Genomic DNA, 23,594 nt, shown 5'->3' with positions numbered 1-23,594 from the left:
TGACATGAAAATGTCGGGCTGTTTTGTTTAGGGATTTTTTAGGAAAAATAATGAAAACTGTGATGATGATGATTTCAGGTATTATTGGCACCACCGGCACTATTATTAATTATAGGGCGGGTTGATTTTTCCTTAAAAAATATCGAAAAACCCGCCCCAAAAGGCGGGTTTTTTGTTTTATAAAATAAAAAATATTTAAAAACATTAATAACAGAAAAAAAGAATTCAAAATATTGATTTAATAGGTAATTTAAAAAAATTGCATTTTGAATTGTCATTGGCATAAATTAGAAAAATAAGTAAGGTGTGATATGAAAGTTTTAAAATTTGGAGGAACATCTGTTGCCAACGCAGAACGCTTTTTGCGTGTAGCAGAGATTATTGAGAATAATGCTAAACAAGAACAAACTGCAACAGTTTTATCTGCACCAGCTAAAATTACCAATCATTTAGTCGCAATGGTTGAAAAAACTGTAGCACGGCAAGATATACAAACAAATATTTATGATGCAGAAAAAATCTTTGCGGATCTCTTAGCAGGAATATCACAAGTACTGCCTAATTTTGCCTATGAAGAGATGAAAAAATTTGCACTCAATGAGTTAAATAATGTCAAACAATTGTTAGAAGGTATTCGATTATTAGGTCAATGTCCTGATAGTATTAATGCTACTATCATTTGCCGAGGTGAAAAACTTTCAATTGCAATCATGCAAGAGGTGCTAAAAGCAAAAGGTCATGCAGTGACCGTAATTAACCCGGTAGCAATGTTAATTGCCGAAGGTGATTATTTAGAATCAACGGTTGATATTGTTGAATCATCTCATCGCATCAGCGAGATGCGTATTCCGCCAGAAAATATTATTTTGATGCCAGGTTTCACTGCTGGAAATGAAAAAGGTGAATTAGTTGTTCTTGGCCGTAATGGTTCTGATTATTCGGCATCAGTTTTAGCAGCATGTTTACGTGCAAGTAGCTGTGAAATTTGGACCGATGTTGATGGAGTTTATACTTGTGATCCTAGAATTGTACCTGATGCCAAATTACTAAAAACCATGTCTTATCAAGAAGCAATGGAGTTATCTTACTTTGGTGCTAAAGTACTTCATCCAAGAACAATTTTGCCAATTGCCCAATTCCAAATTCCATGCTTAATTAAAAATACCAATAATCCAGATGCTCCTGGGACTTTAATTGGTGCAAATGTTGTGGATAGTTCAACTCCAGTAAAAGGTATAACCAATTTAAATAATATGGCGATGATTAATGTATCAGGGCCAGGATTAAAAGGTATGGTTGGTATGTCTGCTCGAGTATTTTCTGCTATGACTTATGCAGGGATTTCGGTGGTACTGATTACCCAATCATCATCTGAATATAGTATTAGTTTTTGTGTTCCTCAAACTGAACTATATCGTGCTGAAGAAGCATTAAGTGATGAATTTTATTTAGAATTAAAAGATGGCTTACTTGAACCTATCGAAGTGATTGACAAATTGGCAATTATTTCTGTTGTTGGTGATGGTATGCGTACGTTACGTGGTTTATCTGCTAACTTCTTTACTGCATTAGCTCGAGCCAATATTAACATCGTGGCAATTGCACAAGGTTCATCAGAGCGTTCAATTTCGGTTGTGGTTGATAATGATGTTGCTGTAATGGGGGTACGTGTAACGCACCAAATGCTTTTTGGTACAGATAAAATGCTAGATGTGTTTATTATTGGTGTTGGTGGTGTTGGTGGTGCATTGGTTGATCAAATTGGTCGCCAACAAAAATGGCTCAAAAATAAACAGATAGATTTACGGGTTTGTGGTTTATTCAATTCCAAACATTCTATACTTAATCGTGATGGTATTGATTTAGCTAATTGGCGTGATCAAATAAAACAAAGTGATACAGATTATACTTTAAATAGTATTATTGAATTTGCAAAAAACAATCGATTACTTAATCCAATTCTAGTTGACTGTACTTCAAGTAGTGACGTATCAGATAAATATGTTGATTTCCTTGCCAATGGCTTCCATGTGGTCACACCAAATAAGAAAGCTAATACAAGTTCAATGGCTTATTACCTTCGCTTACGGCAAGAAGCAGCCAATAGTAAGCGTAAGTTTCAATATGATACCAATGTTGGTGCTGGTTTACCTGTAATAGAAAATTTACAAAATCTGCTTAATGCAGGTGATGAACTGATCAAGTTTTCCGGCATATTATCTGGCTCGTTATCTTTTATTTTTGGCAAATTAGATGAAGGAATGTCTTTATCAGAAGCGACTAAATTGGCGAAAGAAAAGGGCTTTACCGAACCAGACCCTCGTGATGACTTATCAGGGACAGATGTAGCCAGAAAATTGTTGATTTTAGCTAGAGAAGCTGGATTACAACTAGAATTAGATCAAATTAAAGTTGAATCTGTTCTTCCTGAGGAATATTCTCAAGGTAATATTGATGAGTTTATGTCAAAACTGCCACAACTAGATGCTGAATTTAAAGAAAAATCAGAAAAAGCAGCCAAAGATGGGAAAGTATTACGGTATGTAGGTAGTATTGATGATGGTAAATGTAGCGTCAAAATAGAAGCTGTTGATGCAGATGATCCACTTTATAAAGTTAAAAATGGTGAAAATGCGTTAGCATTTTATACTAGGTATTATCAACCAATTCCATTAGTATTACGTGGTTATGGCGCTGGTAATGATGTAACTGCAGCAGGTGTTTTTGCTGATATTTTACGAACCACATCGGGAAAAATTGGAGGCTAAATGAGTCATAAATCATTAACTGTTTATGCTCCTGCATCAATGGCAAACATTAGTGTTGGTTTTGATATTTTGGGGGCGGCAATCAATCCAATTAGTGGTGCAATGTTAGGTGACTGTATTACTATTGAGTCTGCAACTGAGTTTAACCTTACTTGCAAAGGGCAATTTGTCAAAAAACTGCCAAAAGATCCCAAGTTCAATATTGTTTATCAATGTTGGCAGCGTTTCTGTAAGGCTATGAATAAAACATTACCTGTGAGTATAACTCTTGAAAAAAATATGCCAATTGGTTCTGGTTTAGGCTCAAGCGCTTGCTCAGTAGTTGGTGCTTTTGTTGCATTAAATAAGTTTTTCAATGAACCATTTAATGAGTTTGAGATGCTTTCGATGATGGGAGAGCTAGAAGGGCGTATATCTGGTAGTGTGCATTATGATAATGTGGCACCTTGTTATTTAGGTGGTATGCAACTTATTTTAGATGAAATGGGTGTTATCAGTGAGTCGATTCCTCACTTTGAAAATTGGTATTGGGTAATGGCCTATCCTGGTATTAAAGTTTCTACAGCAGAAGCCAGAGCTATTTTGCCTGCTCAATACCAAAAAGCTGATTGTGTTGCTCATGGTCGCTATGTCGGTGGTTTTTTACATGCTTGCTATACTAAACAACCTAAACTTGCTGCGGCAATGTTAATTGATAATATTGCTGAACCTTATCGTAAACAATTGCTACCTAATTTTGACGAAACACAAAAGAAAGTAAAACAACTTGGCGCATTAGCTTCAGGGATATCAGGATCTGGACCGACGATGTTTGTTGTGGCGGATAATCTTGAAACGGCACAGCAGATAGAGTCATTATTAAAAAGCTCTTATCTACAAAATGAAGATGGTTTTACCCATATTTGTAAAATAGATCCACAAGGTGCAAGAGTGATTTAAGTTAATTGTTATTAAATTGGACAATAAGATTAAATCAAAAAGAAAACAATTAAAGTATAAAATAGTTGGAACAAATTATGAAACTGTATAACTTAAAAGATCATTCTGAACAAGTTAGTTTTGCTCAGGCCGTACAACAAGGATTAGGTAAAGGGCAAGGATTATTTTTCCCAGAGCAATTACCAAAATTTTCAGATGCAGAAATAGAGTCATTGCTAAACATGGATTTTGTTACTAGAAGTGCCAAAATATTATCGGCTTTTATTGGTAATGAAATTAGTGATAACGATATGCATCGATTAGTACAAAATGCCTTCCAATTTCCAGCTCCAGTCAAATCAGTAGAAGATGATATTGGTTCACTTGAACTCTATCATGGTCCAACATTAGCATTTAAAGATTTTGGTGGCCGCTTTATGGCACAAGCATTAGTTCAAGTCGCTGCGGATAAAAAAATCACAATCTTAACGGCAACCTCTGGAGACACAGGTGCAGCTGTTGCGCATGCTTTTTTTCACTTACCGAATATTCGCGTAGTGATTCTATATCCAGAAGGTAAAATTAGCCCTTTACAAGAAAAACTATTTTGTACTTTAGGTGATAATATCCACACCATTGCTATTCAAAGTGATTTTGATGCTTGCCAAGCATTAGTTAAAAAGGCGTTTGATGATGAAGAGTTAAAAAATATTATTGGTTTAAACTCAGCAAACTCCATTAATATAAGTCGGCTTTTAGCTCAAATTTGCTATTATTTTGAAGCTTATGCTCAATTGACAGCGGAACAACGAAAACAATTAGTTATTTCTGTGCCAAGTGGTAACTTTGGTGATTTAACTGCCGGATTGCTGGCTAAAACTATGGGGTTGCCAATTAAACGTTTTATTGCAGCAACTAATGCCAACGATACTGTTCCTCGTTATTTAGAAACCGGTAAATGGGAGCCACATAAAACTGTAGCTACACTATCTAACGCTATGGATGTAAGTCAACCTAATAACTGGCCAAGAATTGAGGAAATTTATCAACGAGAAGGTTGGGTATTAAAATCATTAGGTCATGCAGCTGTTTCTGATGAGGTTTCTGTACAAACTGTTCAAGAATTGGATAAAAAAGGTTATTTATCTGAGCCTCATGGTGCTATTGCTTATCGAGCTTTACGCGATCAATTGCAAGAAGGGGAGTATGGTTTATTTTTAGGAACTGCACATCCAGCCAAGTTTAAAGAAGTGGTAGAAGATATTCTTGGTAGGTCTATTCCATTACCACCAGCATTAGCTGAAAGGGCTGAGATGCCATTGCTTTCTCATTATATGCCTGATGATTTTGCAAAATTACGCGATTTTTTAATCTCATTAACATGGTAAATCAATTTTCCGTCACCGAATAGGTGGCGGAAATTTAACATTCATTTGAGTTTACTTCCATTAGAAATAGTATGCAGAATTTATATTACTTAGCTTAAATCTTGTTTAAAATAATAATTTCGGCTATTGTAATGTAAGTTAAACGTTTTCAGGATATATTTATGCACTGTCCGTTTTGTAATGCTGATGATACAAAGGTTATTGATTCTCGATTAGTTGGTGAAGGTTTTCAAGTTCGTCGTCGTCGACAATGTGTGGAATGCAATGAGCGTTTCACAACCTTTGAAGTGGCTGAATTAATTATGCCTAATGTTATTAAAAGTAATAAGGTTCGAGAACCTTTTAATGAAGAAAAACTTCGTAATGGTATAAAACGAGCTCTTGAAAAACGTCCGGTTAGTTTTGATGCAATTGAAGATGCTATTACACGTATTAAATCAAAACTTAGAGCTACAGGCGAACGTGAAGTGCAAGCAAAATTAATTGGTGATTTTGTAATTGAAGAGCTCAAAAATCTTGATAAAGTTGCTTATATTCGCTTCGCTTCTGTTTATTTCAGTTTTGATGATATTGAACAATTCAGTAATGAAATAGCGAAGTTGCAACAAAAATAATCTTAATTTAAAAGATAGCTATGGATAAAGATCTATATTATATGCAGCAAGCTATTGAGCTTGCTGAACTCGGTCGCTTTACCACTACCCCTAATCCTAATGTTGGTTGTGTTATTGTTAAAAATGATCAGATCATTGGCAAAGGTTATCATCAAAAAGCTGGCCAACCCCATGCCGAAGTTTATGCATTAAGAATGGCTGGTGACCAATCAAAAGGGGCAACGGCTTATGTAACATTAGAACCTTGCAGTCATTTTGGTCGAACTCCACCTTGTGCTGATGCTCTTATTCAAGCTGGCATAACGCGGGTAATTATTGCTATGCAAGATCCTAATCCTAACGTTGCTGGTAATGGCATTAAACGATTAAAAGATGCTGGAATTGAAGTTCAAGTTGGCATTTTAACTGAGCAAGCTGAGGCAATTAATAAAGGTTTTTTAAAACGCATGCGGACCGGCCTGCCATACGTCCAACTTAAAATGGCCGCTTCATTGGATGGTAAAATTGCTATGGCCTCCGGTGAAAGCAAATGGATCACATCAGCATTAGCAAGACAAGATGTACAACAATATAGAGCTCAAGCTAGTTGTATATTGAGCACCAGGAAAACAGTTCAAGCTGATAATGCCAGTTTAACTGTTAGATTTAATGAATTGCCTGATTCAATTAAAGAAATTTATCCTTTCGATGAAGTTCGTCAACCCGTACGAGTGATAATCGATAGTCAAAATCAAATGATTGGTAATGAAAATATTTTCAACAATTCTGGTGAAAATTGGATTGTTCGTAAGCAAAATCTGCCAATATTATCTTCAAATAGCAAACTTATCATTGAATCATCAACTAATCATCAAGTTGATTTATCAGAGTTGTTATCCATATTAGCTAAGCAACAAATGAATTCTGTATGGGTTGAAGCTGGATCTCATTTAGCCGGTGCGCTAATCGAACAAGATCTGGTTGATGAATTAATCATATATTATGCTCCTAAATTGCTAGGTCATAATGCCCAAGATATGTGCGTATTGCCTAACCTACAAAAACTTTCATTCGCGCCTCAATTCCAATTTGAGTCTGTTGACGTTGTCGGTGATGATTTACGAGTGGTATTAAAAAGAAAATAATAACCTATTTTCGCTGAAAATAAGGATTAAAAAATGAATCGTGATATTGGCAATATGTATGAAAAGCAACGGTTTACAACTCTTGATATTGAGCAATTTCTTAACACAAATGAATACCAGGTAATTGATGATTTTTCTTATGCCGAAATAGAAGGTATTGCCAAGGTCTGTGGTTATCAAATTGTATTTTTTTATCTTTCAGACAATATCGCGGTATTATCGATTGATGATGTTGTAGGGAATCCTTTTTTAGTTGATAAAGCCAATCAAATTTTAAGTTACCTTGACTTTGAGTTTAAAATTGGTCACCCATTTGAATTAACAGAACAATTTAATCATAATTACATATTTAAATATTCTATTTATGAAGATGAAATGAATTATTACTATGACTTTCAAGGAATGTTGTTAGTTTTAGGCATCAATTGGCAAGGTGATTTAGTTTCATTTGAATTAGTTAAGGATGAAAGTATTATCAATAATCGTCTAGAGATTTTTGCTACTTAAAGGGATTTTAATTTCTTTAAATCTAAGCACCATTTTGTTAACAGGTATCATTGATATCGAGTTTAATAGTATGTGGCAAAAAGATTTGCATATTCTTTTTATTAATAATTAATTTTCTTCAAATATTATTTACCTTATTTTGTATATTGCTATATTGCTATATTGATTAAATTATCTAATAAAAACATGGAACTAATCACTGAACTATAAAAATGGATTAACTAATTACCATGGTTTTAATTTTGCAACCTATTATTTTATCTGCACTACTTCAAGTTGATTGATATAGAGACTAATTTTATCTAGTAGCCTAAACCATCTGATTCGGCAACATTGGTACCAGTTGCTGATGCTTTTTTCATGGCTAGTTCATAGTTGCTTTGAGTAGGAAACCATTTGCTAAGAAATGCGGCCAGTGATGCATCTCCTGTACAAGCTGAACTTAATTGTTTTATGGATACTGAATTACAGAACCAAATATTCTTGCATTTGAAAAATAAAGTCCTTTTGAGCCCATCGTTAATAATATATTTTGTGCGCCTTTCGAATTTATATATTCTAAGGTTATAATAATTCGTTTAGTTGTTTCAATGGTTAAACCAAAAATCTCTGTCAATTCATCATTATTAGGTTTGATAAGTAGAGGTTTATATGTTAATAAATCTTGTAATATAGGATGACTAATATCTAGAATTATTTCGATATTTTTACTTTGGAAAATTTTTAAAATGGATTGAAAATATTCTGGTTTGATATTTTGCGGTAAACTTTTACTAATAACTAAATAGCTATCATTATTGAGAGACTCAATAATAGTTAGCATTTCGGTTTTTTTGTGGTCGGGAACGAAAGGTCCTTTTCCTACCAATTTGTATTCATCTTTCCCATTGCTAATGAAAACATTAATTTGAGTAATATCATCAATTAAGCAAGGGATAGTTTGTATTTGCATCTTGGCTAATTCATCGAGAATATACTTCCCCGAAAATTCCCCAAAAAAACCTAATGCACGACTCGTTTTATTAAATTTATGCAATACAATTGAAACATTGATTGCTTTACCATTTAGGACTATATTCAGTATATGATGTTCGGTTTACTGAATTAGGTTTTAGGTCGTTGCAATAAATATTCATATCAATTGCAGTATTCAGCGTTAAAGCATATATCATTTAACCCTCTATAATTTACCTGCACATCCACAAGTTGTAATGATCTTTTTAACAATTTCTTTCATTGCCGCTTTAGCAGGTTTCATATAGTGCCGAGGATCATTAGCATCTGGATTTTCAATAAAGTATTGTTTTAGGGCATCAGAAAAAGCAATTTTTAATTCTGTTGCAACATTAACTTTACAAATACCACGTTTTATACATTCACGAACATCTTTATCAGGAACGCCTGAAGCGCCATGTAAAACTAATGGAATATCTACTACTGAACGAATTTCTGATAAACGTTCAAAATCAAGTTTTGGTTCTGATTTATACATTCCATGTGCTGTACCTATCGCAATAGCTAACGAGTCTATGTTTGTTTTCTTAACAAATTCTATAGCTTGTTGTGGATTTGTATATAATGCATCTTTAGCATCGACAACAAGATCATCTTCGACACCACCAAGGCGACCGAGTTCAGCTTCAACACTTACATCATATCGGTGAGCATAATCAACAACCCGTTTTACAAGGGCAATATTTTCATCGAAAGGAAAGTGTGAACCATCAATCATTACCGATCTAACACCGGCATTTATTTTGTTAGTTATATCATTGAATTCTTCATGGTGATCTAAGTGTACAGCTAATGGAACATTATGTTTTCTTGATAATTCATTAGCAATAGCAATGATATTTTCAGTTCCTGCATAACTATATGTTCCTGGCGTACCAGCTAAAATGACCGGAGATTGACATTCAGCCACTGTTTCAACAATTACTTGCATTGTTTCTAAATTATGGATATTGAAGGCGGGAATAGCATACTGCTCTTTTTGGGCTTTTTTTAACATATTATGACTTGAGATAATACTCATTTTACTGCTCCTTAACTATAGTGAACCTCATAATCTTTAGTTTCTTTCAAATTGGAATTATTTTTTGTTAATTATGATTGCAAAATGAAAGTTATACTAGTGTAAATATTGTGAGATGGATCACAAATACTGACTTTTATCTCTGAATAAGAAATGTAATTGAGTATTTTTTTTGTCAAATATTTTCGATTAACCTAGAATAGAGAATAACTCTTCATATATATGAAAATTATATAGTTACAGTTTTAAACGGTTATGGTTTGTTGTAGATCATTTATATGATGAGGTTTATGAGTCTTGTACGAAGTATTTACCATTAACATAGGAAGTGAAAATTGGCTAAAGCATCTTCAGCTCTATTGAAACGTCGATTGGATATCGCAAAAATTGTACGCCAAAATGGTGAAGTAAAAGTTGATGAGTTGTCTGATCAGTTAAAGGTTTCTCATGTTACTATCCGACAAGATTTAACTTACCTTGAACAACAAGGATATTTAAAACGTTCATTTGGTGGCGCTATTTATATTTCTCCTGAGGGGCAAGTTCACAATTCTGTTGCATTAAATTCAAGTCAAACTAAGGGCAATTCTGATATTGATTTAGCAAAAGCGTGTTTAAGTTATATTAATGATGGTGATACTATTTTTTTAGGACATGGTTTTTTAACTCGGAAACTAATTCCTTTTTTACATAAAAAAAAATCATTACGTATCATTATGAATGATATAAGAAATGCACAATTAGTACGTGAATTTTCCGATGCAGAAGTCATTTTAATTGGTGGCGTTTTATGTGAAGGAAATATTATAAAAAGCTGTAATGAATTGATTAGCATTGGCAATAAGTATGCCATTTCTCATTTCATTATCGAATTAGCAGCCATAGATGGAGATAATTCTCTGATTATTGAAAATTGTGAACAAAAAGAAATATATCAACAAATCTTAAAATATTCTCAACATACTATTGGCCTTTTATTAGAAAGATCTTTACTTGCTGATAATCATAGTATTGGTAAATTAAAACATATAGATGTCACAATATTATCTAAAGCAGCGGTGACTGAGTATCATCACCAATTGTTAAATTCTAATTTTAAACAAATTGCGATTAATAAATATTGTATGACTTATCATAATCTATTGGGGACATAACTAATATGGAATTTAAAATTTGTACTGTAGGTGAATTGCTGGTTGAATTTTTGGCAAAGGAAAATAATCAACGCTTTGATCAAACAGGTGAATTTATTGGTCCTTATCCAAGTGGTGCTCCAGCAATATTTGCTGATCAAGTCGCTAAATTAGGTTTTCCTGTCATTTTATTTAGCTGTGTGGGAAAAGATAGCTTTGGAAAAATGTGCATTAATCGGCTTAAAAAAGATGGGGTGATTATTGACGGTATTACTTCACATAGTATGGCTAATACTGGTAGTGCATTTGTTAGTTATCAAGACCATAGTGACAGAGATTTTATTTTTAATATTCCTAATAGTGCATGTGGTTTACTATCATTTAATCATATTGATGAAAAATTGTTAAAAGATTGTAATCATTTGCATGTTATGGGGTCTTCGTTGTACTCTTTTCGAGCTATTGATGCGATGAGAAAAGCCTTGGATCTCATTAAAAATAAAGGTGGAACAATTTCGTTTGATCCTAATTTACGCAAAGAGATGTTTAACATTCAAGAAATGGAACAATCTTTTGGTTATATTATGGAGTATACCGATATTTTCTTACCTAGCGAAAATGAGGTTTGTTATTTTGCTCAGAATGATGAAAGTGAACAACAAACTATGTCAAATTTGCTAAACAATGGTATTAAGCATATTGTTGTAAAAGGTGGTGCTAAAGGAGCCAATTATTATGGTTTAGATGAACAAAAATGCTTAAAAATGATTCATGTAGATGGTTTTAATGTCGATTCTGTTGATCCAACCGGCGCTGGTGATTGTTTTGGTGCGACATTTGTGAGTTTATTATTAGCAGGGTACCCTGTTGAAACCGCACTACAATTTGCTAATGTGAGCGGTGCATTGGCTGTATCAAAACAAGGGCCGATGGAAGGAACGTCTTCACTTACCGAAATCCAACAGTTTTTATCAAAACATACAACTATTTAATTTGGTAACGAAAACTTAATTTTCCTTATTACAAAAAAATCCCAATAACATTGTTATTGGGAAAACATAAGGAATAGGAAAAACAATGAAATAAATGCATTGTAGAAGTTAGTATGCTCTTTTTTTGAAAAAATGTAAGTAAAGAAATTTATATGTTTGTTTAAATAGTTAGTATTTTTTTTGTTAATATATAGTAAAGAAAATTGTTGTCTTATTTTAATTAATTTTGTTATAAGAAAATTTCTAGCAATGAATTTAAGAATAACTTGCCGTGATCTGTTATTTGCCAAGTTTTGTCATCTTCAACTAAATAATTTTTTTCTATAGCAAGAGAAATCGGTTGATCAATAGATTGCATAGGTAAAAATGTTCTTTGCTCAAACTCGATTTTAGGTGTTGGTTCAAATAGTCTGAATCTATTCATAAAAAATTCAAAGGCTAATTCATCTTTAGCTACAGTATAAGAGCGCTCTAAATAACGTCCTTGCATATATCCTTGTGGATGTTTTGTTTTCACCGTACGAATAATGGTACCGTCATTTTGTGTTAGTTTGCCATGAGCACCACAACCAATACCGATATAATCGCCGAATCGCCAATAATTTAGATTATGTTGGCATTGATAATTTGGTTTTGCATAAGCCGATGTTTCATATTGCTGATATCCATGGTTAGTTAGCAATTGGTGTCCTTGTTGATAAATATCCCAGAGCATATCATCATCAGGTAAAACAGGAGGTTTAGAACCAAACAAGGTATTCGGTTCAATTGTTAGTTGATACCAAGATAGATGTGGTGGAGCGATTGCAATTGCCTGTTTAAGATCATGCAATGCATCCTGAATTGTTTGATTTGGCAAGCCATGCATTAAGTCTAAATTAAAGCTTTTTAAATTTAAATCATGGGCTAACTTTCCTGCATCTATCGCTTCTTGTGGATTATGAACTCGTCCTAATTTCTGAAGTTTATCTGATTGAAAGCTTTGTACTCCAATCGATATACGGTTGATACCTGCTTGCTGATATCCTTTGAATCTTTCAACATCAACGGAATTAGGATTTGCTTCAATAGTAATTTCTGCATCATGATTAATTGGTATTATTTTGTTTATATTTGCCAATAAGTTATTAATTAATTCTGCAGAAAACAGGCTTGGGGTTCCACCACCTATGAAAATTGAATGAATGGAACGATCATGAGTAAGCAATACATCTTGTTTTAAATCATTAATTAAATGATCAATATATGCAGAGTAATCCGGCGCACTCTTCATTTTGTGTGAATTAAAATCGCAATATGGACATTTTTGCACACACCATGGCATATGTATATATAAACTCAGTGGAATTTTATACTGAAACATATGCCTTTCCTCAAATTTTTTACAAAGCGTGAGTAACTGATAAGAAATAGCTGGCTATATTACTCCAATTTAGTAAAAAAAGCTTTTATTGTCTGTATTCCGTTTTTATAATTCGAGTAATATGCGTACAATTAGATATAGATTATAGGCAGTATTCGCCAAGCAAATTAAATAGTTAGGAGTAAATATGAGTATTATTAAGCAGATTTTAGATAGTTATGCTACCGGTTCGTCATTGAGTTTATCAGTCCATCAAAATATATTTGGTGAATTACCTGTCCTAGTGATTAAACATCCTACATGTTCAGCAGCAGTATCGTTACAAGGTGCTCATTTACTATTTTGGCAACCTTCAACAGAAACTACACCGGTTATTTGGTTGAGTCAAAAAGCGAATTTTAAAAAAGAAATGGCAATTAGAGGTGGAGTGCCAATTTGTTGGCCATGGTTTGGTAAATTGGGTGATCCAATGCATGGTTTTGCTCGTTTAGTTGAATGGCAATTAGATTCTTGTAAAGAAGACAATAATGGTGTGGATTTAACTTTATCATTAACTAATAACCAACAGACAGAACGTTTTTTCACAAAACCTTTTAAGGCATGGTTAACCATCCATGTGGGACAAACTTGTGAAGTGACATTATCTTGCCAAGGAGATTTTGAAGCAACAAGTGCATTACATACTTATTTTGGTATTAATAATATTGATAATGTTACTGTTAAAGGTTTAGGGGATTCTTATCAAGATCGCTTACCAGTTGAAAATAAACCGGCTATTCTAGGACAACTAACCTTTAATCAAGAAGTCGATCGTGTTTATACTGATGCTGATGAAGCAATCACCGTCTTTGATGGTAAGCGAACCATTAAATTAACTAATGTTAATGCAAGTGATGTCGTTACTTGGAATCCATGGATAGATAAAGCTAAAGCAATGGCTGATTTTGCTGATCAAGAATACCAATCTATGGTATGTGTTGAGACTTGTCGTATTAATAAACCATTAAAATTAGCGGCAACACAAAAATCAGTATATGGGTTTAAGATTGAAGTGATTTAACCATTATCTTTTGATTATTATAAATGCAATCAATATGTGATTTTATCTTTATAGGATTGATTATTTGATTGCGTTTACTAGCATAACACTTTATAATCCCTAGCGCTTTTTAAAGCACTAATTTTATAACCAACTACTGGGTCGCCTGTAATTGGTTTTTATTTTGAATAAATAAGAGAAATCAATATGTTTACATTTAAAGCTGAAGTAAGAAAAGAGCATGGTAAGGGTGCGAGCCGCCGCCTGCGTCACGCTGGTCAGTTCCCAGCTATTGTTTATGGTGGAACAGAACCTGCAGTTTCTATCGTGTTAGATCACAACCAAGTGTTCAATATGCAAGAAAAACCAGAATTTTATTCTGAAGTATTAACTATTGAAATTGATGGTAAAGCAGTTAAAGTTAAAGTACAAGCAGTACAACGTCATCCATTTAAGCCAAAATTAGTTCATATGGATTTTGTACGCGCATAATTACTTATTTGTTGAATTGTTATTCAACACATCTTTAGATAAAAGGTCACCAATTTGGTGGCCTTTTATTTTTTTATTTGAGTCTAAAAAAGACAAATATCTATTATTATGATTGATTCTATTAACTTGATGTATACTGGTAGTCAAACATAATAAAATAAATTGTAGATGACACCATTTTAGGAGAACTTCATGTCTGATATCCCAGCTTGCGATTTAGTTATTTTTGGCGCTAAAGGGGATTTAACGAGGCGTAAACTTTTACCGTCTCTATATCAATTAGAAAAATATGGAAAGTTACCAAAACAGACAAAAATTCTAGGTGTAGGCCGTGCTGATTGGGATCAAAAGGCTTATGCTGAAGTAGCTAAAGATGCGTTGACCTCATTTATGTCCGAGCCTTTAGATGAAACTGTTTGGCAACGACTTAGTCAGCGTCTAAACTTTCATAAATTAGATGTTAATGATATATCAGGCTTTGATTCTTTAAAAAATAAACTTGAAAAATCGCATCCTGCTATTTTTTATTTTGCTATGCATCCGAATGCATTTGGGACTATCTGCCAAGGCTTAGCAGCTGCAGGTTTGAACCAATCTCAAAGTCGAATTGTCATGGAAAAGCCATTAGGTTTTGATTTACAATCATCGAGAGAGATTAATGATTCAGTTGCAAAATTTTTTAGTGAATCACAAGTTTATCGTATTGACCACTATTTAGGTAAAGAGTCAGTTTTAAATTTACTTGCATTACGCTTTGCTAACCCTGTGTTTGCTGCATTTTGGGATAGAAATTCAATCGATCATGTTGAAATAACTGTTGCCGAACAAGTTGGAATTGAGGGCCGCTGGGGGTACTTTGATAAAGCTGGACAAATGCGCGATATGGTGCAGAATCATTTATTGCAAATTCTTACTATGATTGCCATGTCTCCTCCAGCAAATCTTGACGATAATAGTTTGCGTAGAGAAAAGATTGCTGTACTTAATGCATTACGTCCAATTAATAAAGCTAATATTCGTGAAAAAGTAGTTAGAGGACAATATACTGCCGGATTTGTTAACGGTATCAATGTCCCCGGTTATTTAGAAGAAGATGGCGCAAATAAGCAAAGTAATACTGAAACATTTGTTGCTATTCGTGTAGATATAGACAATTGGCGTTGGGCTGGGGTTCCTTTCTATTTAAGGACAGGTAAACGCTTACCGAGTAAATGTTCTGAAGTAGTCGTTTATTTTAAATCTTTGCCTCTTAATTTATTTAGCGAGTCTTATTCAGAATTACCACAAAATAAACTAACCATCCGTTTACAACCAGATGAAGGTATGGACATTGAAATTTTAAATAAAGTACCTGGATTAGATAGTACTCACAATTTACAAACCACTAAACTCGACTTAAGTTTTAGAGAAACATTTCATCAACATAGTGCTGATGCCTATGAGCGTTTACTATTAGAAGTGATGCGTGGCAGACAAGCTTTATTTGTTCACCGTGATGAGGTTGAAGCAGCATGGAAATGGGTTGATTCAATTATTAGTGCTTGGAATGTAGATAATGAATCACCAAAAAACTATCCTGCAGGTACTTGGGGACCTGTCGCTTCAGTGGCTTTGATCACCAAAGATGGTCATTCATGGCATGAATTTGAATAGAGGAATTACGAAAATGTTTACATTAAATAAATACTCAAACAATCAACTATTGATTGAAGATTTAGCCTCCCATATTGTTAAAGAACTAAAAAAGGCTATTGAGAAAAAAGGACATGCTTCTATTGCCGTGTCTGGTGGAAAAACACCTATACCACTATTTAAATTATTAAGCCAACAAGATTTAGATTGGCATAAGGTTTTTATTACATTAGTTGATGATCGATGGGTAGCTGATACTGATGATGCGAGTAATGAGAAGTTAGTATTAACTTATTTACTACAAAATAAGGCTAAATTAGCTAATTTTGTCGGCTTGAAAAATAGTTGTGATAATCCATTCGACGGCGCAGAAATTACCGATAAAATATTAAATAAAATTCCGATGCCATTTGATGTGTTAATTTTGGGAATGGGTGAAGATGGACATACTGCCTCGCTTTTTCCTGGTGCAGCTAATTTAATGGCGGGATTAGATATGAAATCCGGTCGTAAAGTTATCGGTATGACACCATTAACCGCTCCACTTGATCGTATTACCTTAACATTACCTACTATTTTAGATAGTGAAAATATCTATTTACATTTAGTCGGTGAAAGTAAGATGCAAGTGCTTGAGCAAGCAGAACAAGGTGATGATATTAATCAAATGCCTATTCGTGCAGTCTTGCAGCAGAATAGAGTCAATGTTATTGGTTTTTGGACCGCTTCTTAACTAAATCAACCTTGCTAGTTTTGACTGGTAAGGTTCTAATTGACAGTCAGGTACTAAAACCTCTTGTTACCTAAATCATTGGCTCTTTATATCTATAATATATTGATAAATAGAATTTTTTATTAGAAAGCATCAATTTTGTATTAAAAACTATATCCATAATTCCTTTTAATATTTTTTACTACTTTATTTCAGTTGTTAGGATTTACTAACAGTTATATACATTTTTTACATTGGTAGAAATAAATTAATTAAACATCTATTATTTTATTAACTTTTGTGGTAAAAAGTGGGGTAAAGTGGTAAAAAATAGGATTGCAATTAACATATTGATTTTTTTATAATTTAAAAATAATAAAAATTGTTAATTATGGTGCTTTCATGTTTAGTGGTGCAATTTTAGTCAGTTTAGATAGTAAAGGGCGAATAGCAATTCCTACTCGCTATCGTGATTTTTTGTCTGACGGCTTAGTTTGTACCATTGGTTTATATCATCCTTGTTTAACACTTTATTCAATGTCTGAATGGCAAAAAATTGAATTACAACTATCAACATTGTCAACTATTGTTGAAGTAGAAAGAAGAATTAAAAGGCTACTATTAGGTTATGCAACGGAATGTAATTTAGATAATGCTGGACGTATTTTACTACCACCAACTTTACGTACTTATGCAAAACTAGAAAAACATACTATGTTTGTCGGCCAATCCAATAAATTTGAGATTTGGGATGAAGGAATATGGTATCAACAAATTAGTGATGATATTGCTGCGTTACCAACAGATATTGAAAACTTATCAGATAATTTAAAAAATCTAACAATTTAATAAGAGTAAATAACAATGGATTATCAACATAAAACAGTTTTGTTAAATGAAGCTGTAACGGCATTGAATTTAAAAAAAAACGGTATTTATGTTGATGGGACTTTTGGTCGTGGCGGTCATTCTCGTTTGATCCTCGAACAATTAGGGGATAAAGGGAAACTAATTGCAATTGACCGTGATGAGCGAGCTGAACAAGCAGCAGCTAAGATAAATGATCCTAGATTTACTTTTATTCGTGGTGAGTTTTCTAATGTTTATCAATATATTAATGAATTAGGGTTGTTAGGCAGCGTTGATGGTTTTTTGTTAGATTTAGGTGTGTCATCACCTCAATTAGATGATCCAGAAAGAGGATTTTCGTTTATGAGAGATGGACCACTTGATATGCGAATGAATAATCATAAAGGTGTAACTGCAAGTGAGTGGTTACTAAATAGTGATGAAAATGATATTGCATGGGTATTAAAAACTTTTGGTGAAGAAAAATTTGCTAAACGTATCGCACGTGCAATTGTTGAGCAAAATAAGGTGGCACCAATCACTCGAACTTTAGAGTTAGCGAGTTTAATTGAAAAAGCGACTCCGAAGAAAGATAAAAATAAACATCCTGCAACACGATCATTTCAAGCTATTAGGATTTACATAAATAGTGAACTAGAGGAAGTTGAACAAGCATTAAATAGCAGTTTATCGATATTGGCTAATCAAGGCAGACTGGCTGTGATTAGTTTTCATTCCTTAGAAGACAGAATTGTAAAACAATTTATTAATAAACAGAGTAAAGGCCCAGATTTACCTGCAGGGTTACCATTAACAGAACAACAAATTAAACAATATGGTAATGCTAAACTAAAATCACTTGGCAAAATTAAGCCGAGTAATGATGAAATATATGGTAACCCGCGTTCACGTAGCGCAATATTAAGGGTAGCAGAAAGGAAAAATGAATAGTAATCAAAACAATGAAATTTACAATAGAACTGATGTAGAAATACACAATCAAAAAAGACCAAGCAAAAGTTTATTTGGATTAATCCTTAATGATTTGCTTGGCCATCAAAAAATTTCATTATTGTTATTGTTACTTATTATTATTTCTGCTGGTGCTGTATTAATAACTACTCAGCAGGTACGTAAACAATTATTTGAACGTGAACAATTATTGCTTGAACAAGATGTATTAGAAAGTGAATGGCGTAATTTAGTTATTGAAGAAAATGTTCTTGCAGATCCCAAACGGGTTGAAGAAAAAGCTAAAAATCAATTAGGAATGTCTTATGTGACACCACAAAATGAAACCGTTATTGTGATAAAGAGTAAATAATGAAGTTTGCCAATAAAAATAAAAAAGATAACGTAAGACTTAATACGAAATCGAATAAAGGGAATAAATTAAACAGTAAAAAACAAGTTTTTACGCTTAATAGATTCTACCTTGTATATGGCTTTATTATTTTAGCAATTATTGGTTTGTTGGTGAGATTGGCTGTTTTACAAATAATAGAACCCGATAAACTTATTGCTGAAGCCAATAAACGTTCAATTCGTCATCAAGAAATGAGTGCGCCGAGAGCTATGATTACTGATCGTAATGGAAGAGCTTTGGCCGTTAGCGTTCCAATGTATGATGTTTGGGCTGATCCGAAAATAGTTGTGCAAAAAGGTGGTGTTGATGCCAATGATATTCGTTGGCAAGGATTAGCGAAAACGTTAAATATTCCAATATCGACATTAGAACAAAAATTGAGTAATCCATCGATGCGTTTTGTTTATTTATCTAAACAAATTACACCAACCATATCGGATTATTTAAAAAAATTAAAATTACCTGGAATATCGTTTGCTAAGACTTCAAAACGTTATTACCCTGCAGCAGAAAATATTGCCCAATTAATTGGCTTAACTGATATCGATGAGAACGGTACTGAAAAAGGTTCTGAAGGTATCGAAAAAAGTTTTAATAAATGGCTTATTGGAGAATCGGGACAACGTATAGTTAGACGAGATAGAGTTGGTCGTGTTATTGAGGAGCTCGAAAGAACAGAAAGTGAAATTGCCTCTGATTTAACGTTAAGCATTGATGAGCGTTTACAGTCGCTAGTTTATAGCGAGCTTAGCCAAGCAGTAGCATTTAATAAAGCTGATAGTGGTACAGCTGTTTTGATCGATGTTCATTCTGGTGAGATTTTAGCGATGGCAACCAGTCCATCCTATAATCCAAATAATCGAACTTCAATTGATTATAATTTGTTACGAAATCGGGCCATAACAGATGCATTCGAACCGGGTTCAACAGTTAAACCTTTAGTTGTTATGGCTGCATTAGAAAAGAAAATAGCCGACTTGAACACTATCATAGATACTAGACCTTTTTTAGTTAACCGCTATGAAATAAAAGATGTCTCTTATCAAAAAGCACTAAATTTGGCTGGTATTTTGGAAAAATCAAGTAACGTAGGGGTAAGTAAATTAGCACTACAAATGCAATCAGGTGATCTGGTTGAGTTTTATAGTCGTTTTGGCTTAGGTCAACCAACAGAACTTGGTTTAGGTGGTGAAGTTAGTGGTTCTATTGCTGCCGATAGAACAAGAAAATGGGCTGATATAGAGCGTGCAACATTTTCTTTTGGTTATGGTTTAAGCGTAACTCCATTACAATTGGCGAGAGCTTATGCAACTATTGGTAGCTATGGTGTTTATCGACCAGTTTCAATATTGAAAGTGAACGAACCAGTAGAAGGTAAACGGGTTGTAAGCGAAAAAATAGCTAAAACTGTAGTGCAATTGATGGAAGCTGTAGCCGTAACCGGTGGCGGAACTAAAGCCTCAGTTCCTGGATATAGTGTCGGCGTTAAAACGGGTACAGCTAAAAAACTAGCTGGTGGTCGATATGTCAACCAGTATTTAGCTTATACCGCAGGTATTGCACCGGCAACAGGGCCAAAATATTCACTAGTTGTGGTAATTGATAATCCAAAAGCAGGGCAATATTATGGAGGCTCTGTTTCCGCACCTGTTTTTAGTCGAATTATGGGGGGCGTTCTTAGAACAATGAACGTTAAACCAGATCGCCAAGTAGATGGCCAAATGATCGTATATTAGTAGGTAACAAATAATGGCAACAAACACATTTAAAACGTTATATAAATTATTAGGTGGGAGTGATCTGGAAATAGATGATTTCTCACTTAATCATTTGATAATTGATAGTCGAAAAGTAAATAAAGATGATGTTTTTATTGCTATTAAAGGGTATACCGTTAATGGTCGGGATTTTATTCCGCAAGCTATCTCATCTGGGGCTGCTGTAGTTCTAATTGAAACAAATAGAAAATCAAATGATTTGAAAATTGATTATCTTAAACAAAAAAATAAGAAGGTTATTCCACAAATTAGTATATTTCAGCTTTCTCAAAAATTATCAAAAATTGCAAACGATTTTTATTTTTCACCATCTAAAAATTTATCGGTTATTGGTGTAACTGGAACTAATGGTAAAACAACGGTAACTCAGCTTATCGCACAATGTGTAACTTTATTAAATCAAAAAGCTGCGTTATTGGGTACGATAGGTAATGGTATTTATAATCAACTTGAACCTTCAGTAAATACGACTTTATCTGCTATTGAAGTTCAATCAGCTTTAGCCGAATTTGTTACGCAACAAGTTCAAGTTGTCGCCATGGAAATTTCGTCCCATGGTTTAGCGATGAATCGAGTAAAAGCACTAAATTGTGCGGCAACAGTGTTTACTAATTTAAGCCGTGATCATCTTGATTATCATAAAACCATGAATAAATATGCTAAAGCAAAATGGTCATTATTCAACGGTGATGAACACGAAAAGCAAGTTGCTAGTTCAGGTAAATCAATTATTAATTATGATGATGAATACGGACGGCGTTGGATAGATAAATTATCAAGTGTTACGGTTGTGTCATGTCAGCCTAAATCATTGCGCCGTTTAAAAACATTAGATAAAACCTATGTTGGTGTATCAATGATTGAATATCATGATAAAGGGGCCAAAATTCATATGGAATCGAGTTGGGGTAATGCTATTATTCACAGCCGATTATTAGGCGAATTTAATGTATCAAATGTACTGTTAGCAATCGCAACCTTGTTGACTCTTGATTATCCATTTTTTGCTGTTGTTAATATGGCATCATATCTTAAGCCGATCTGTGGTCGTATGGAAGTTATACATGTAAAAAATAGTCCAACAGTCATTATTGATTATGCACATACCCCAGATGCATTACAAAAAGCATTACAAGCAAGTCGTATTCATTGTAAAGGCCAATTATGGGTGATTTTTGGTTGTGGTGGCGATAGAGATACCGGTAAAAGACCTTTAATGGCCGAAGTCGCGGAACAATTTGCTGATAAAATTGTATTAACAAATGATAATCCACGTACTGAAGATGAGACTAAAATTATTCATGATATAGAGCAAGGTTTAAGCAATATTAAAAATATACAAGTTATTACTGATAGAGTTACAGCTATTCGAGAAACGCTTGCTCAGGCTAAACCTGATGATGTTATCTTAATCGCCGGAAAAGGACATGAAGATTACCAAATTATTGGTAAAACCAAGCATCATTATTCAGATCAAGAAACGGTAAAACAGATTTTAGGAGTAGAGAATCTATCATGATTCCTTTAGTTATTAAACAAATTGCAACAATCGTCAATGGTACATCTTATCATCTTCCAGATGAAGAATTGGCTATTAATGAAATTTGTACTGATTCACGAAAAATTACTGATCAATCACTATTTATTGCATTGGTAGGTGAAAAATTTGATGGTCATTTATTTGCTAAACAAGCTATTGACGATGGTGCTATTGCGGTAATTGTAAATCGTAAAATCGATGATGATATTCCTCAAATAGTGGTCAATGATACTTATATAGCATTAGGTCAACTAGCTGAATTTGTAAGAGATCAAAGTTCAGCAAAATTTGTTGCGTTAACTGGTTCATCGGGCAAAACCTCCGTCAAAGAAATGACTGCCAATATTTTACAACAATGTGGTGAGACTCTTTATACTCAAGGTAATTTTAATAATGATATAGGAGTGCCACTAACTTTACTACGATTAAAGAAGCAAGATCAATTTGCGGTTGTTGAGTTAGGTGCTAATCATATAGGTGAAATTGCTTATACTACACGCTTAGTTAAACCAAACAGTGCACTAATTAATAATATAGCTTTGGCGCATATTGAGGGATTTGGTTCTCTTGATGGTGTAGCAACAGCTAAAGGTGAAATTTTTGAAGGATTAGCTGATAACGGAATTGCAATTATTAATTTGGAAAGTTGTTCTGATAAATGGTTAGCTATGCTCAAAAATAAAACTGTCTGGACCTTTTCGATACATAATTCTGCTGCTGATTTTTATGCTAGTAATATTGAAATTATGGATCAGACTACTTTCACATTACATACACCAATTGGTAATAGTGAAATTACCTTACCATTAGTTGGTGAGCATAATATATCAAATGCCATAGCTTCGTCTGCTTTAGCAATATCTGTAGGAGCAACGTTAACACAGGTTAAAAAAGGTTTAGCTGCGTCAAAATCGGTAAAAGGACGATTGTATCCTGTTAGGTTAAATCAAACACAGTTAATTTGGGATGATTCTTATAATGCTAACGTAGGCTCAATGTCTGCTGCTATTCATGTTTTAGCAACACAGCCCGGATATAAAGTATTAGTCGTTGGTGATATGGCTGAATTGGGTAACGATGCAAACATTTATCATCAACAAATCGGCGAGTTAGCTAAACAACAAAATATTGATTGTGTTGTTAGTGTCGGCCAGTTAAGTGAATTAATCAGTCAATTTAGTGGTGTTGGTCATCATTTTATTGATAAACAAAGTGCTGTAGATTATTTATTAAACTTACTACGTCTATATCCAACTTTAACTATGTTAGTCAAAGGATCACGTAGTGCAAAAATGGAAGATCTTATCGTGGAAATTCAAACAAAAATAGGTCGGGATTAAAATT

General features: G+C 33.6%; 20 protein-coding genes and 1 pseudogene. 18 read left to right on the top strand and 3 right to left on the bottom strand.

Features of this window, described 5'->3' with window-relative positions; all coding sequences use genetic code 11:
• Positions 1-311: 311 nt before the first annotated feature.
• The 6 genes from thrA (at position 312) to AC5LWZ_RS10925 (ending at position 7,319) form a co-directional block, all read left to right on the top strand.
• Positions 312-2,768, top strand: coding sequence for a bifunctional aspartate kinase/homoserine dehydrogenase I (thrA, locus tag AC5LWZ_RS10950; protein WP_493463692.1), 2,457 nt, complete (start codon positions 312-314; stop codon positions 2,766-2,768).
• The gene (thrB, locus tag AC5LWZ_RS10945; protein WP_086363837.1) at positions 2,769-3,707 is read left to right on the top strand and encodes a homoserine kinase; all 939 of its coding nucleotides are present in this window, start codon (positions 2,769-2,771) and stop codon (positions 3,705-3,707) included.
• Positions 3,708-3,784: 77 nt separating this feature from the next.
• Positions 3,785-5,074 (top strand): threonine synthase, encoded by a 1,290-nt coding sequence (thrC, locus tag AC5LWZ_RS10940; RefSeq protein WP_198200877.1) that lies wholly within the window; start codon positions 3,785-3,787, stop codon positions 5,072-5,074.
• A gap of 161 nt (positions 5,075-5,235) precedes the next feature.
• Entirely contained in the window at positions 5,236-5,688 is a 453-nt protein-coding gene (nrdR, locus tag AC5LWZ_RS10935; RefSeq protein WP_086363835.1) for a transcriptional regulator NrdR, read from the top strand.
• A gap of 20 nt (positions 5,689-5,708) precedes the next feature.
• The gene (gene ribD, locus AC5LWZ_RS10930; RefSeq protein ID WP_110447174.1) at positions 5,709-6,812 is read left to right on the top strand and encodes a bifunctional diaminohydroxyphosphoribosylaminopyrimidine deaminase/5-amino-6-(5-phosphoribosylamino)uracil reductase RibD; all 1,104 of its coding nucleotides are present in this window, start codon (positions 5,709-5,711) and stop codon (positions 6,810-6,812) included.
• A gap of 33 nt (positions 6,813-6,845) precedes the next feature.
• A complete protein-coding gene (locus AC5LWZ_RS10925; RefSeq protein WP_110447175.1) occupies positions 6,846-7,319 on the top strand; it encodes a hypothetical protein in 474 nt (157 codons plus the stop codon).
• A 252-nt stretch (positions 7,320-7,571) separates the two neighbouring features.
• Here AC5LWZ_RS10925 and AC5LWZ_RS10920 read toward each other — a convergent pair.
• Together AC5LWZ_RS10920 and AC5LWZ_RS10915 are read right to left on the bottom strand one after the other, a co-directional pair.
• Positions 7,572-8,491 (bottom strand): annotated as a pseudogene (locus tag AC5LWZ_RS10920) (1-phosphofructokinase family hexose kinase).
• An 8-nt stretch (positions 8,492-8,499) separates the two neighbouring features.
• Positions 8,500-9,354 (bottom strand): tagatose bisphosphate family class II aldolase, encoded by an 855-nt coding sequence (locus AC5LWZ_RS10915; RefSeq protein ID WP_110447176.1) that lies wholly within the window; start codon positions 9,352-9,354, stop codon positions 8,500-8,502.
• Between the two features lie 335 nt (positions 9,355-9,689).
• Here AC5LWZ_RS10915 and AC5LWZ_RS10910 point away from each other — a divergent pair, with 335 nt between their 5' ends.
• Both AC5LWZ_RS10910 and AC5LWZ_RS10905 read left to right on the top strand, forming a co-directional pair.
• Positions 9,690-10,508, top strand: a complete 819-nt coding sequence (locus AC5LWZ_RS10910) for a DeoR/GlpR family DNA-binding transcription regulator (protein WP_198200874.1) — start codon at positions 9,690-9,692, stop codon at positions 10,506-10,508.
• Positions 10,509-10,513: 5 nt separating this feature from the next.
• Complete coding sequence (locus AC5LWZ_RS10905; protein WP_198200873.1) at positions 10,514-11,479, top strand: sugar kinase; 966 nt, start codon at positions 10,514-10,516, stop codon at positions 11,477-11,479.
• A 229-nt stretch (positions 11,480-11,708) separates the two neighbouring features.
• Here AC5LWZ_RS10905 and hemW read toward each other — a convergent pair whose 3' ends face one another.
• Entirely contained in the window at positions 11,709-12,842 is a 1,134-nt protein-coding gene (hemW, locus tag AC5LWZ_RS10900; protein WP_198200872.1) for a radical SAM family heme chaperone HemW, read from the bottom strand.
• A gap of 187 nt (positions 12,843-13,029) precedes the next feature.
• On the opposite strand from hemW, the gene AC5LWZ_RS10895 reads away from it, so the two are divergent.
• From AC5LWZ_RS10895 to murF, 10 genes are all read left to right on the top strand, one after another.
• Positions 13,030-13,902, top strand: a complete 873-nt coding sequence (locus AC5LWZ_RS10895) for a D-hexose-6-phosphate mutarotase (RefSeq protein ID WP_493463691.1) — start codon at positions 13,030-13,032, stop codon at positions 13,900-13,902.
• 186 nt (positions 13,903-14,088) lie between these two features.
• The gene (gene rplY / locus AC5LWZ_RS10890; protein ID WP_034901157.1) at positions 14,089-14,373 is read left to right on the top strand and encodes a 50S ribosomal protein L25; all 285 of its coding nucleotides are present in this window, start codon (positions 14,089-14,091) and stop codon (positions 14,371-14,373) included.
• 192 nt (positions 14,374-14,565) lie between these two features.
• Positions 14,566-16,026 carry a glucose-6-phosphate dehydrogenase gene (zwf, locus tag AC5LWZ_RS10885; RefSeq protein ID WP_493463690.1) on the top strand — a complete coding sequence of 487 codons (1,461 nt, stop codon included), beginning with the start codon at positions 14,566-14,568 and terminating at the stop codon, positions 16,024-16,026.
• Between the two features lie 13 nt (positions 16,027-16,039).
• On the top strand, positions 16,040-16,738 hold the full coding sequence (gene pgl, locus AC5LWZ_RS10880) for a 6-phosphogluconolactonase (RefSeq protein WP_198200859.1): 699 nt from the start codon (positions 16,040-16,042) through the stop codon (positions 16,736-16,738).
• A 381-nt stretch (positions 16,739-17,119) separates the two neighbouring features.
• On the top strand, positions 17,120-17,566 hold the full coding sequence (gene mraZ / locus AC5LWZ_RS10875; protein WP_110447183.1) for a division/cell wall cluster transcriptional repressor MraZ: 447 nt from the start codon (positions 17,120-17,122) through the stop codon (positions 17,564-17,566).
• Positions 17,567-17,581: 15 nt separating this feature from the next.
• The gene (gene rsmH, locus AC5LWZ_RS10870; protein ID WP_110447184.1) at positions 17,582-18,517 is read left to right on the top strand and encodes a 16S rRNA (cytosine(1402)-N(4))-methyltransferase RsmH; all 936 of its coding nucleotides are present in this window, start codon (positions 17,582-17,584) and stop codon (positions 18,515-18,517) included.
• Positions 18,510-18,890, top strand: coding sequence for a cell division protein FtsL (ftsL, locus tag AC5LWZ_RS10865; RefSeq protein ID WP_110447185.1), 381 nt, complete (start codon positions 18,510-18,512; stop codon positions 18,888-18,890). The genes rsmH and ftsL overlap by 8 nt, the downstream gene beginning before the upstream one ends.
• Positions 18,890-20,668 (top strand): peptidoglycan glycosyltransferase FtsI, encoded by a 1,779-nt coding sequence (ftsI, locus tag AC5LWZ_RS10860; RefSeq protein WP_198220933.1) that lies wholly within the window; start codon positions 18,890-18,892, stop codon positions 20,666-20,668. Before ftsL ends, ftsI begins: the two co-directional genes overlap by 1 nt.
• 13 nt (positions 20,669-20,681) lie before the next feature.
• Positions 20,682-22,229 carry a UDP-N-acetylmuramoyl-L-alanyl-D-glutamate--2,6-diaminopimelate ligase gene (murE, locus tag AC5LWZ_RS10855; protein ID WP_493463689.1) on the top strand — a complete coding sequence of 516 codons (1,548 nt, stop codon included), beginning with the start codon at positions 20,682-20,684 and terminating at the stop codon, positions 22,227-22,229.
• On the top strand, positions 22,226-23,590 hold the full coding sequence (gene murF / locus AC5LWZ_RS10850; RefSeq protein ID WP_294910197.1) for a UDP-N-acetylmuramoyl-tripeptide--D-alanyl-D-alanine ligase: 1,365 nt from the start codon (positions 22,226-22,228) through the stop codon (positions 23,588-23,590). The genes murE and murF overlap by 4 nt, the downstream gene beginning before the upstream one ends.
• The last annotated feature ends 4 nt before the right edge of the window (positions 23,591-23,594 follow it).

It is taken from the genome of Gilliamella sp. LMG 34362, assembly GCF_984569125.1.
Note: the sequence above shows the minus strand (reverse complement) of the source record. Positions and strands in the feature narration are given on the sequence as shown.